Genomic DNA, 12319 nt, shown 5'->3' with positions numbered 1-12319 from the left:
TTTCGGTTCCACCTCCTCGACCGCCTAAGATAGCGGGAGGTTATAGGCAGCGAGAATGTCTATGGACGGCAAGCTTGCCAGTAGCGGAATGTCAACGCAGCTGGCAGACTTTCGATGGATAAACAGCTTCCGTGGACCTTCGAACTAGATAGGTTAAAGAACGTATGGCGAATAGCACCCCTTTGTCCACCGCAGGCGCTGCGGTGGAGCTTCAGCATGTGACCAAGCGATTTGGCACTACGACGGCGGTTGATAATCTCACCATCACGATTCCTCGTGGCCACGTCACATCGCTTCTTGGCCCGAATGGTGCCGGCAAAACCACGACGATTGAGATGTGCGAGGGGTTCCTCACCCCCGACGACGGAACAATCCGCGTGCTAGGTCTTGATCCGCGTACCGAACAAGCAGAGCTTCGAAGCAAAGTCGGCATCATGCTTCAGGGTGGCGGCGCGTACCCGGGGGTTCGTGTCGGCGAACTGCTTCGCCTCACGGCAAGTTACGCCAAAAACCCGCTGTCCCCCGACTGGCTCCTCGAGCTCGTCGGGCTCAGTGACCAGGAAAAGACGACATACAAGAGCCTTTCTGGGGGTCAGCAGCAGCGACTTTCTCTCGCGTGTGCGCTCATTGGACGCCCGGAACTGATCTTCCTTGACGAGCCTACAGCCGGGCTCGATGCCCAGGCACGCCACCTCGTATGGGAACTCATTGAAGCGCTAAAGGCCGACGGGGTCAGCATTATCCTGACTACACACCACCTGGATGAAGCCGAGGCGTTGTCCGACAATGTCTTCATCATTCAGAAGGGTTCCCTCGTCGCTGCAGGAAGTCCGGCCGATCTTGCCCGCACGGCACGAGAGGAGGCGGCGCCACACATCTGCCTTGTTATTGACGGCCCCGTCGACCCCATACAGCTCGCAGAGCGGGTAGTGCGTCACGGACTGACAGTTTCCGCTGATAGTTTCTCCCCCGCAAATCACGCCAACGAGATCGGTGCTTTCAAAGTTGCGTGCGAGCCGACGGCCTCTGCTTTTGCAGCTCTTGCAGGAGCATGCGCAGACCTTGGTCTCCCCCTCATCGAAATCTCGGCGGCCACGCCGTCCCTCGAAGATATCTTCCTGGACATCACTGGAAAGGACGCGAACTAACCCAATGGCTACATCCCCGTCTTCCCCCTCGGCGCGGACTCCGCAGTCCTCGCCCATAACTGACCGCGCCACGCGGGTACCGTCCTCGTCGTCTGCAAACGTTTCTCGTCCTACTCGGACGTCTCGCTTCGCACCGGGGACGTTCACCCCGGATCCCGGTTCGGCCGGCACGTTCACCATGCTCCTGCACCAGGCCCGGATGGAGACGACGCTCATCCTCCGCCATGGCGAGCAACTTCTCCTCTCACTCATCATCCCCATCATGTCGCTCATCGGGCTGGCATTTTTCCCCGTTCCTGGAATCGACAACCCGTTGGAGCTTGCGGTTCCCTTCGCCCTCGCGTTGTCCGCGCTGTCTGCGGGGTTCACCGGCCAGGCGATTAGCGTCGTCTTCGACCGTCGCTATGGAGCTCTGAAGCGAATCGGGGCGTCCGGAGTGCCGAAGAACATCATCATCGGTGGCAAGATCCTCGCGGTACTCGTCGTCAGCGTCATTCAGGCTGTCCTGATCCTCGCTATTGCTTTGGCCTTGGGCTGGCGTGCCCCACTGGTTGCCTTCCCGATCGCGATCGTTTTCATCCTCGTCGGCCTCTGGGCATTCATCTCCTGGGGTCTCCTCTTCGGCGGAACAACCAGTTCGGAAATTGTCCTCGCAGTGGCGAACCTCATCTGGTTCCTCCTCCTGGGAGCAGCCGGTGCAGCAGCGATCACCTTCGGCCCCGGCGTTCCTGCGTTCCTCACTGCAGTGCCTTCCGTCGCGCTTACCGACGCTCTGTGGCAGGCCACAGTGGGCACCTTCCCGCTTCCCCACCTCATTTCGCTTATTATCTGGGCCGTTGTCGGCACACTTCTGGCCAATCGGTTCTTCACTTTCACCTACAAGCGCTAGCACCCCGTGCTCTGAACGGAGGCGAGCAGCGGAAATGATGCCAGATTGCCCGCCGTTCTCCTCCCCAAGAAGAGCTAACAGAGGGGGTAACCGTTGGGAACGTGGCATCGTCTGGCACGCTGCGACGCGGGGAAGACAGACTACCTCGTGTCGTCGACAGGCAATGAGCGTCCGCCCCCAACACTCACCCTCCGCCTTTAGTTGGAGCCCCATACAACGGCTACGTCTCTACAGCCGAGCGCCTAAACCCAGTCCACACACGAGTTTTCCCTTTTTCTCCCCGCTCTGACAGGGAACGCACACCCAATTGCACAATTGATTCAACCTACGTCTAAAGTTTAGGTTATGTCTGTAGCAGAAACGGCTAACCACCAGTCCGGGTTGCGCTCGGCACGAAATCAGCGCAACGCGGCCTTCGGTGTCCTTGCCGGTCAAAGTCTCATCACCCTCACCGGTTCCATTGTTCGCGTTACAGGTTCAGGGCTTGGCTGTGACACGTGGCCCAATTGCCACCCGGGTTCCCTCGTCCCAGTTCAAGGCGCTGCACCGTGGATCCAGCAGCTGATTGAGTTCGGTAACCGCACACTTACTTTCGTCCTCGTCGCGTTGACTGTGTGGCTGCTCGTCGCCGTCTACAAGGCTGGCCGTAGGTCCTACATCAAGAAGCTCGCGTGGCTCCAGCTCATCGGTGTCTTCGTCCAGGCTGTCATCGGCGGCATTTCCGTGCATATGGATCTGAAGTGGTACGCCGTCGCGCTCCACTTCCTTCCCTCCGTCTTCCTCGTGTTCTTTGCTGCCCTGACATGCGTCCGCGTGATGGAGCCTGACAACGGCGTAGATCGCCGTGAGTACCCACGGACCATTCAGTACCTCGCCCTCGGAACAGCGGCTGCACTCGCACTCGTTCTCGCAACCGGAACAATGGTTACGGGCGCAGGCCCCCACGCCGGCGACGCAAACGACGGTATGAAGGGACGGCTGGAAGTAGATATCGAGTGGATGGCACACATTCACGCTGGCACGATGTACCTTTTCCTGGGGCTCATCGTCGGTCTCCTCGCCGCCATCTTTGCCACCAAGACCACATCCGAGGTTGCCCGGAAAATTGCCGTCGGCCTCGTCGTCGTCTGCGTCCTCCAGGCGCTTGTCGGCATCATCCAAGTCAACCTCCACGTACCAAACTGGACTGTGCCGATTCACGTTTTCTTAAGTTCGGTGGTCACTGCCTTCACAGGGTTTGTCTACGCGCACGGCACGTCACGTGTCCCCGCCACGTCCGATCACGCAGCTACGGGCACGGACTCGGTGACCAACGCCACCCCCTTTCTGACCCCAGAGAGGTAAGAAGCACAGTACCGTTGAAGGTATGCGTGCAATAGTTATTGAACAAACCGGCGGCCCGGAGGTTCTGAAGCTTTCCGAGGCCCCCATTCCCCAGCCAACAGACGACCAGGTCCTCATCCAGGTCGATGTGGCTGGGATTAACTATATCGACACCTACTACCGCTCGGGTATCTATCACGCGGGACTCCCCTTTATCCCGGGTCAGGAAGGTACCGGCAAGGTAGTTCAGGATCCCCGAGGCGAGATAGCCGAGGGCACTGTTGTCGCCTGGTTTACTGCCCTCGGCTCCTACGCCGAATACGTCTGCGTACCACGCAACCGCATCGTCGCGGTACCCGACACCATCTCACCCACAGTCGCGGCATCCATGCTCCTCCAGGGAGTGACGGCGCACTACCTCACCGACGGCGTTTACCACCTCGACGAGGGTTCCACTTGCCTCATCACTGCAGGAGCCGGTGGTGTCGGACTCCTCGCCACCCAATTCGCTGTCAGCCTGGGGGCGACGGTGTATTCCGTCGTTTCCTCCGACGAAAAGGAAGAGTTGGCTCGCGAGGCAGGAGCCACGGAGGTGTTCCGCTACAGCGAGCAGCTGGCCGAAAAGGTCCGTCGGTACAACGGTGGTGTCGGCGTCGATGTCGTTTACGATGGCGTCGGCAAGGACACCTTCCAGGAATCCCTTGAGGTTGTTCGGCCCCGTGGCACGGTGGCTCTGTTCGGGGCGGCATCCGGACCGGTTGAGCCGATCGATCCGCAGCTCCTCAACACACACGGTTCTATCTTCCTCACGCGCCCCTCCATTAGCGCCTACATCGCCACCGACGACGAATTCGCCATGCGCTGTCAAGCCGTAACGAAGGCCGTCGCCGCCGGCACGCTCGATATCCGAGTAGGTGGAGTGTATCCACTGGAAGAAGCCGCCCGCGCCCACACGGACCTGCAGAGTCGCAAGACGACGGGCTCCATCGTTTTGGAGGTGAGCAAGCCATGACCGATTGGCACGCCGTTGACGGCTATGTTTCAGGGCGTTGGCATATCCCCTGCTCCGATGCAGCCGAGGAAAAGAAGCAAACTACGGTAGCACTCCTCAAACAGTTCAACGACCTTGCAAACACAGATCCCGAGCGTGGTGCTGACATCCTCCGTGAGCTGCTGCCTGCGGATTCTGCAGTGCCACAGATTTTTGCTCCGTTCAATGTCGAGTACGGCTTCAACACGCGCTTTGGCGAGGGCTGCTTTCTCAACTATAACTGCGTCATCCTCGACACGGTTGAGGTAACTATCGGTGCACGCGCGCTTTTTGGCCCCGGTTGCCAGATTATCTCTGTGGAACACCCCGTAGGCGATCTGGAGATGCGCAGAATCGGCTTTGAGCGGGGGCACGCTGTTCGCATCGGCGATGACTGCTGGTTCGGTGCTGGGGCAATGGTGATGCCCGGCGTGACCGTTGGCAACAGATGCGTCATTGCATCCGGTGCTGTCATTACGAAGGACATCCCCGATGACAGTCTTGTAGCGGGGGTTCCCGCTGAGGTTAAACGAAAGCTGAATCAGCCCGGAGACTACCGTGAGCGCGCAGAACTCCCCGATGCCGAGGACCGGCAGCGCGTCGAGAAGCAATGACGAACACAGCCCCGCACCTACTGTGCGGGGCTGTTTCAGGAAGATAACCCAGACACTAACAGGTCAGACCCCGTACAGGTCAGAGACTGGACAGGGCTGTGGACCTACTGAACACAGTCCGGATCGGAACCGGTGGTTCCGGAAAAAGCATGGGTTGGACTACTACGAGAAGATCTCCATAAGGGACGGAAGGAAGACAGCGTCCAAGGCTAGGCCGATGAATACTACCGCAAGGTACACGTTCGCGAGCAGGAACAGCTGGAACGGGCGGACGGTGTGACCTGCTCTCACACGCATGTGCAGCTGCCACGCACGGACGATGAAACAGATGCCACCGGCCACGGAAGCCGCAAGGTACAAGAATCCAGCAACTGGAGTCAGCAGCAGGGTCGTGATGACTGTAGCCACAGTGTAAATAAGGATTGCCCGAGTCACTGCCGCCGGTTTCGCAACGACAGGAAGCATAGGAACCCCCGCGGCCTTATAGTCGTCGCGGTACTTCATTGCCAGCGCCCACGTGTGTGGCGGAGTCCAGAAGAAGATGACGAGGAACAATACGACAGCCTGCCACCAGTTGGCGGCACCCTGCGTGTTATCTACGATGACAGCCCAGCCCACCATTACCGGCATGCACCCGGCTGCGCCTCCCCACACCACGTTCTGGGAGGTCCGCCGCTTCAGCCACTTGGTGTAGATGCAGATGTACCAGAAAATCGTGATCAGAATGAAGACCGCTGCGAGCAGGGAATGGGCAAGGAACCAGAGGATCCCGCACGAACCGATGGTCAGCAGAACGGCGAAAATAAGAGCCTGATTCTTCCCCACCGAATGCTTAGGAAGCGGGCGCCCCTCCGTGCGGCGCATCTTCTGGTCGATGTCGTAGTCGACCACCATATTCAACGTATTGGCAGCACCCGCGCCCATCCAGCCACCGATCAGTGTGAGGATGATAAGCCCCAGGTGAACCGTGCCACGGTCAGCTTGGAGCATGGCGGGGATAGCCGCGATAAGTAAGAGCTCGATGACCCTGGGTTTAGTCAGGGCAATGTAAGCTTTCACTCTCTCCACGAAATATTCCTCCAACCGGTGTCGTTTGGTATGCGTTAATACTATCGTTTGATTGGAGGTTAATCGCAATTACCCGTAGTTAGGTTTACCCCCATCAACGTTTCGCAGTTACAAACTTTCCCCCTTTATTGAGGTGAAGCCCGTCTCCGGCAACAAAGTCACAACCTACCAGTGCAGCGGATGAGCGGCTGCCACTGGCCACGGGAGCCCACCGCACCGTAGGACAACCGGGTGCGAACAAGGGCAACCTTCCGCAGATGCTCATACCGAACAACCTCGGTGAGGTATTTTACATCTACCGTGCAGACGGATCTCCATCGCCCACTACTAATGCTCGGTGCAGCTATTAACCGTAACTTCCCTTGTTAACGCCATTGGCCGTCATGTGCGGGTGTCCTTCACTGTGGGGCACCACTGTGATCTTTGGCGAAACGCATCTTCACCGCATCTTCACCGCATCTTCAACGCATCTTCACAGTGTGCGAAGCCTTCCATTCGAGGCGCCGTAATGCCCCCTCCGGCGGTTCGTGCAGCTCCCGGTAGGGATTTTCATGGCCACCTGCCACCAATACATCCCGCGTCGGCTAACCACCATACGGTTGGCGTGAAAATGGGCAATAGCTCTATTGGCTTTGCTCATTACCCCAGGACAGAACCTGGCGCAACGTTTACAAACGGTCGATCGATGAAACTGTTGGCAATAACGCCCCTCAGAGCCCGAAAATCCGGCTAAGCTGGTGTACGAAACTATCCACCTAATCAGGAATTGAGGAACACACGTGACCGACCTGAACCTGTCACCTGAACTGCAGGAAAAAACTGCACGCAACTATCCCACTGATTGGACTGACCTGGACACCCAAGCTGTTGATACGGCACGTGTCCTCGCAGCTGACGCAGTTCAGAACTGCGGTTCTGGTCACCCGGGCACCGCCATGAGTCTTGCGCCGCTGGCTTACACTCTTTACCAGCGCACGATGAACCTTGACCCCGCGGATGACCAGTGGCTCGGCCGCGACCGGTTCGTCCTTTCTTGTGGCCACTCTTCCCTCACCCAGTACATCCAGCTTTACTTCGCGGGCTTCGGCCTTGAAATGGAAGATCTGAAGGCCCTTCGCACATGGGGTGCGAAGACCCCGGGTCACCCCGAGTACAGGCACACCAAGGGTGTGGAAATTACCACCGGCCCGCTTGGCCAAGGCCTCGCATCGGCTGTTGGCATGGCCATGGCAGCCCGCCGGGAGCGTGGCCTCCTCGATCCCGAGGCACCGGCCGGTGAATCTCCATTCGACCACTACATCTATGTCATCTCCTCCGACGGCGATATGCAGGAAGGCGTCACGAGTGAGGCGTGCTCTATCGCAGGCACGCAGAAGCTCGGTAACCTCATCGTTTTCTGGGATGACAACAACATCTCCATCGAAGACAACACCCAAATCGCTTTCACTGAGGACGTTGTAGCCCGTTACCAGGCCTACGGCTGGCAGACTCTCGAGGTCGAGTCCGGCGAGGACATCGTCGCCATTGAGAAGGCCATTGAGCAAGCAAAGGCTGACACCTCCCGCCCGTCCTTCATCCGAGTGAAGACCGTTATCGGTTACCCGTCACCCGGAAAGATGAACACCGGCGGTATCCACGGTGCGGCTCTCGGAGACGATGAAGTTGCGGCAACGAAGAAGGTACTCGGATTCGACCCAGAGCAGCATTTCTACATTTCTGACGAGGTCCTCGCCCACACCCGCTCCATCGGTGAGCGTGCCGCTCAGGCCCACGAAGAGTGGAACAAGAAGTTCGACGAATGGGCAGAGAAGAACCCCAAGCGGAAGGCTCTCCTCGACCGCATCACCCACCGTGAGTTCCCGGAGGGTTGGGACGCCAACCTCCCCTCTTGGGACCCCGATCCGAAGGGTGTTGCTACCCGCAAGGCCTCTCACAAGGTTTTGCAGGCTCTCGGCGAGACTCTGCCTGAGCTGTGGGGCGGCTCTGCTGACCTCGCCGGCTCCAACAACACGACGATTGACGCTGACGATTCCTTCGGCCCCGAGGAGATCTCCACCGACACGTGGACGGCTCAGCCCTTCGGCCGCAACCTCCACTTCGGTATCCGCGAGCACGCCATGGGCTCCATCCTCAACGGGATTTCTCTGCATGGCCCGACCCGCCCCTACGGCGGTACGTTCCTCATCTTCTCCGACTACATGCGTCCTGCTGTTCGCCTCGCTGCCCTCATGGGTACCGACGCTTTCTATGTTTGGACGCACGACTCCATCGGTCTCGGCGAGGATGGTCCGACCCACCAGCCGATCGAGCAGCTCGCGTCCCTGCGCGCTATCCCAGAGATGTCCATGCTCCGCCCGGCCGATGCAAACGAGACCGCCGCTGCCTGGCGTGCTGCTCTCCTCTACCGCGAAGGCCCGAAGGGCATTGCTCTTACCCGCCAGAACGTGCCGGTGCTTGAGGGCACGAAGGAAAAGGCAAAGGACGGCGTAGTCAAGGGTGCCTACGTCCTCGTCGAAGGCTCGAAGGAGACCCCGGACATCATCCTCATGGGTACCGGTTCCGAGGTTCAGCTGGCCGTCGAAGCGGCTCAGAAGCTCGAGTCTGAGGGCATCGCAGCTCGCGTTGTCAGTGTCCCCTGCCTTGACTGGTTCGAGGAGCAGGATGCCTCCTACATCGAGGAGGTCCTCCCCTCCTCTGTTAAGGCTCGAGTTTCCGTCGAGGCAGGCATCGCCCAGCCGTGGTACCGCTGGCTCGGCACCTATGGCCGTCCGGTATCCATCGAGCACTTCGGTGCCTCCGCTCCGTACCAGAAGCTTTACGACGAGTTCGGTGTCACCGCAGATGCTGTGTACGACGCCGCCAAGGAATCCCTCAACGCTGTAAAGGAAGAAGCATAAATGAACGCAATTGATGATCTGAAGAAGGTCGGCACCTCCACGTGGTTGGATGATCTTTCCCGTGACCGTCTTACCTCCGGCAATCTCAAGGAGCTGCTTAGCTCGAAGTCCATCGTCGGCGTGACTACGAACCCCTCGATCTTCGCTGCCGCTATGGGCAAGGGCACCGCATATGATGCCCAGATCAGCGAGCTGAAGGAGGCCGACTCGAACGTCGACGATAGCGTCTACACCATGGCTATCAAGGATGTTCAGGATGCCTGCGATCTTTTCGCTGACGTCTACGAGCAGTCCGGCGGTCAGGATGGTCGTGTCTCTATTGAGGTAGACCCGCGTATTTCTGCCGACCGCGATGCAACCGTCACCCAGGCAAAGAACCTGTGGGAGCGCGTCGATCGTCCGAACGCGATGATTAAGATTCCGGCCACTGAGGGATCCATGCCGGCAATTGCTGATGCACTTGCCGAGGGCATTTCAGTTAACGTCACCCTCATTTTCTCCGTGCCGGTTTACCGTCAGGTCGTCCAGACCTACATCGATGGCGTTAAGCGCGCGGCAGCAAATGGCCACGATGTGTCTAAGATCCACTCTGTCGCAAGTTTCTTCGTATCCCGCGTGGATACGGAAGTAGATAAGCGCCTGGATGCCATCGGCACCGATGAGGCCAAGGAACTCAAGGGCAAGGCTGGTATCGCCAACGCACACCGTGCCTATGCTGCATTCGAAGAGCTCTTCAAGGCTGCAGACCTGCCGGAGGGCGCAAACATTCAGCGCCCGCTGTGGGCATCCACTGGCGTGAAGAACCCGGACTACCCGCAGGATATGTACGTGACGGAGCTCGCCGGTCCGAACACGGTAAACACCATGCCGGAGAAGACGATCGATGCTGCTCTCGAGGGCAACGATATTCACGGCGATGCACTGTCCGGCAAGGGTGAGGAAGCTGATGCGCTCTTCGCGAAGCTCAGCGAGATCGGTATTGACTTCGAGGATGTCTTCGAGGTTCTCGAGCGTGAGGGCGTAGAGAAATTTGTCCAGGCTTGGGAAGAGCTGCTCGACTCCATGAAGAGCAAGCTTTCCTAGTGCACTAGCACACTGAAAGCTCGCGAGATATCAGGTTAGCACCTCTGCTCAACCAAGCAGGGTGCGTGACTACAAAGGCGGTGGATCGCTGATCCACCGTCTTTGCACATTCTCTGGCCCGCCCTCCCCTTGGTCATCGGCCGCGCCTCCCCTTGGTCAACGTCTGTGTCTCTTGTTCCCGTCTCGACATGCGTGGCTACCGAAGCTCACTGATGTTTCTCGGTAAGGCATCTCGGTACTGCTTCTCGGACATGCTCCAGGAAACCCATTTTCAATGAAGCCAGCACGAGGACCGTGCGCCACATACTGCGTGCGGTTACCTATGATCACGTGTCTGCTTGTCTCCTTATTGACTGTGCATCTGTGGAGAAGATGGTCCGTGTGGCACTCCGCTGGCGGTCCCGGGGTCAGTTCAGAAGTTCCGGGGTCAGTTCTGAGGCCCTGAGGTCAGATCTGTATGGTGACGCACGAATTTTCAATGCTGATGGAAAGCTGTGGGGTAACGTGCAGCCGATGAACTGGTCACCGGTAAATGCGGGTGTAAAAGCATTTTTGGCTTATGATGTTTTGTACGGCTGACCGATGCAGCAGGTAACGAACGCTAGGGCGGACATGCTATCTGTAATCCTGGTCTGGTTGCACAGAAGTTAACATACGTGAGTAAGACATTCGTGGCAGATAGTGAGGTAACTCAGTGGTAGATGGGAAATGGGAAAATCCGCTGCGAAGTGCAAAGGATTCACGACTTCCGCGGATTGCCGGTCCTTCCGGCATCGTCATCTTCGGCGTCACAGGCGACCTAGCCCGAAAGAAGCTTTTGCCTGCCGTTTATGACCTTGCCAACCGTGGCTTACTCCCCGCTGGTTTCCAACTCGTCGGTTTCGGCCGCAGAGATTGGGACCGGGACGAGTTTGCTGCTTATGTCCGGAAAGCCGTTGAGGCAGGTGCACGCACAGAGATTCGCGAAAACGTCTGGGAACGCCTCACTGAGGGAATGACCTTTGTCAAGGGCAATCTCAATTCAGACGCAGACTTCGATGGTCTCGCTAGCACACTGAGTAGCCTCCACTCTGCACACGGCAACTGGGCTTTTTACTTATCGGTACCGCCGAGCTTTTTCGACGACGTGTGCTACCAGCTTGATCGCTCGGGGCTTGCAGAGTCGAAGGACGGCAATGCCTGGCGTCGCGTCATCATTGAGAAGCCGTTCGGCCACGATCTTGAATCCGCGCGAAAGCTTAACCAGACTGTGAACTCGGTGTTCCCCGAGTCCTCTGTCTACCGTATCGACCACTACCTGGGCAAGGAGACGGTGCAGAACATTGTGGCTCTCCGCTTTGCAGGAGCCATGTTCGAACCGTTGTGGAATGCGAACTACGTTGACCACGTCCAGATCACCATGGCTGAGGATATCGGTCTCGGCGGTCGTGCAGGCTACTACGACGGCATCGGCGCGGCACGCGATGTCATACAAAACCACCTCCTCCAGCTCATGGCACTTGTTGCTATGGAAGAGCCGGCATCGTTTAGCCCGGAGGCCCTGCAGACGGAGAAGATCAAGGTTCTCAGCGCCACAGAACCGGTGTACCCGCTGTCCGCTACAACAGCGCGTGGCCAGTACACGGCTGGCTGGCAAGGATCAGAGAAGGTCGTGGGGCTGCGTGAGGAAGCGGGGTTCGATCCGAACTCACGGACAGAGACGTTCGCAGCTTGCACGTTGGCGATTCACTCCCGACGCTGGGATGGTGTGCCGTTCTACGTACGTACAGGCAAGCGACTTGGACGCCGTGTAACGGAAATCGCTGTTGTCTTTAAGGAAGCTGCCCATATGCCCTTCCAAGATGATGATGCACTTACTTCCAATGCCGTGGTGATGCGTATTCAGCCGAATGAGGGCGTTACACTCCGTTTCGGCTCGAAAGTGCCGGGGCAGATTACGGAGGTACGGGACGTGAATATGAACTTCTCGTACTCGGAATCATTCACGGAGGAGTCACCCGAGGCCTACGAACGCCTTATTCTCGACGCTCTTCTCGACGAGTCCAGCCTCTTCCCGTCCAACGAGGAGGTCGAGCTTTCCTGGAAGATCCTCGATCCGATCATCGCTCACTGGGCGAAACACGGCACCCCGGAGGACTACCCGGCAGGAACGTGGGGGCCTGCTTCCGCGGACCGCATGATGAGTCGGTCTGGTCGCAAGTGGAGGCTGCCGTAATGCTGACGCTGACCTTCACCCACAAGCCCTTTCTCCACACCCCCACATCGCC

The 12319-nt window shown here is 58.4% G+C and carries 9 protein-coding genes; 8 read left to right on the top strand and 1 reads right to left on the bottom strand.

What is annotated here, in order from left to right:
• Nucleotides 1–164 precede the first annotated feature (164 nt).
• From HMPREF3044_RS00755 to HMPREF3044_RS00735, 5 genes are all read left to right on the top strand, one after another.
• Nucleotides 165–1148, top strand: coding sequence for an ABC transporter ATP-binding protein (locus HMPREF3044_RS00755; protein WP_070738937.1), 984 nt, complete (start codon nucleotides 165–167; stop codon nucleotides 1146–1148).
• A gap of 178 nt (nucleotides 1149–1326) precedes the next feature.
• On the top strand, nucleotides 1327–2037 hold the full coding sequence (locus HMPREF3044_RS00750; protein WP_005389987.1) for an ABC transporter permease: 711 nt from the start codon (nucleotides 1327–1329) through the stop codon (nucleotides 2035–2037).
• 345 nt (nucleotides 2038–2382) lie between these two features.
• A complete protein-coding gene (locus tag HMPREF3044_RS00745; protein ID WP_005394023.1) occupies nucleotides 2383–3381 on the top strand; it encodes a COX15/CtaA family protein in 999 nt (332 codons plus the stop codon).
• Nucleotides 3382–3403: 22 nt separating this feature from the next.
• On the top strand, nucleotides 3404–4372 hold the full coding sequence (locus HMPREF3044_RS00740; RefSeq protein ID WP_005394025.1) for a quinone oxidoreductase family protein: 969 nt from the start codon (nucleotides 3404–3406) through the stop codon (nucleotides 4370–4372).
• Nucleotides 4369–5004: a sugar O-acetyltransferase gene (locus tag HMPREF3044_RS00735; RefSeq protein WP_005394027.1), complete on the top strand. Its 636-nt coding sequence runs from the start codon at nucleotides 4369–4371 to the stop codon at nucleotides 5002–5004. Before HMPREF3044_RS00740 ends, HMPREF3044_RS00735 begins: the two co-directional genes overlap by 4 nt.
• Before the next feature lie 162 nt (nucleotides 5005–5166).
• Here the strand turns inward: HMPREF3044_RS00735 and HMPREF3044_RS00730 are convergent, their stop codons facing one another.
• Nucleotides 5167–6117: a heme o synthase gene (locus tag HMPREF3044_RS00730; protein WP_081446680.1), complete on the bottom strand. Its 951-nt coding sequence runs from the start codon at nucleotides 6115–6117 to the stop codon at nucleotides 5167–5169.
• A gap of 743 nt (nucleotides 6118–6860) precedes the next feature.
• Between HMPREF3044_RS00730 and tkt the strand changes: the two genes are divergently transcribed.
• The 3 genes from tkt to zwf all read left to right on the top strand — a co-directional run bounded on the left by tkt (nucleotide 6861) and on the right by zwf (nucleotide 12267).
• The gene (gene tkt / locus HMPREF3044_RS00725; RefSeq protein WP_210400508.1) at nucleotides 6861–8969 is read left to right on the top strand and encodes a transketolase; all 2109 of its coding nucleotides are present in this window, start codon (nucleotides 6861–6863) and stop codon (nucleotides 8967–8969) included.
• Entirely contained in the window at nucleotides 8970–10052 is a 1083-nt protein-coding gene (gene tal, locus HMPREF3044_RS00720) for a transaldolase (protein WP_070738935.1), read from the top strand.
• Between the two features lie 694 nt (nucleotides 10053–10746).
• The gene (gene zwf, locus HMPREF3044_RS00715; protein ID WP_070738934.1) at nucleotides 10747–12267 is read left to right on the top strand and encodes a glucose-6-phosphate dehydrogenase; all 1521 of its coding nucleotides are present in this window, start codon (nucleotides 10747–10749) and stop codon (nucleotides 12265–12267) included.
• Nucleotides 12268–12319 lie beyond the last annotated feature (52 nt).

The organism is Corynebacterium sp. HMSC073D01 (genome assembly GCF_001815555.1).
Taxonomy (GTDB): domain Bacteria; phylum Actinomycetota; class Actinomycetes; order Mycobacteriales; family Mycobacteriaceae; genus Corynebacterium; species Corynebacterium glucuronolyticum.
This window is presented reverse-complemented; position numbering and strand designations above follow the sequence as displayed.

Bases quoted from the DNA above. Each gene is read 5' to 3' on its own strand.
- HMPREF3044_RS00745 (WP_005394023.1), top strand. From the start codon at position 2,383: ATGTCTGTAGCAGAAACGGCTAACCACCAGTCCGGGTTGCGCTCGGCA.
- HMPREF3044_RS00755 (WP_070738937.1), top strand. From the start codon at position 165: ATGGCGAATAGCACCCCTTTGTCCACCGCAGGCGCTGCGGTGGAGCTT.
- HMPREF3044_RS00735 (WP_005394027.1), top strand. From the start codon at position 4,369: ATGACCGATTGGCACGCCGTTGACGGCTATGTTTCAGGGCGTTGGCAT.
- HMPREF3044_RS00750 (WP_005389987.1), top strand. From the start codon at position 1,327: ATGCTCCTGCACCAGGCCCGGATGGAGACGACGCTCATCCTCCGCCAT.
- tal (WP_070738935.1), top strand. From the start codon at position 8,970: ATGAACGCAATTGATGATCTGAAGAAGGTCGGCACCTCCACGTGGTTG.
- HMPREF3044_RS00740 (WP_005394025.1), top strand. From the start codon at position 3,404: ATGCGTGCAATAGTTATTGAACAAACCGGCGGCCCGGAGGTTCTGAAG.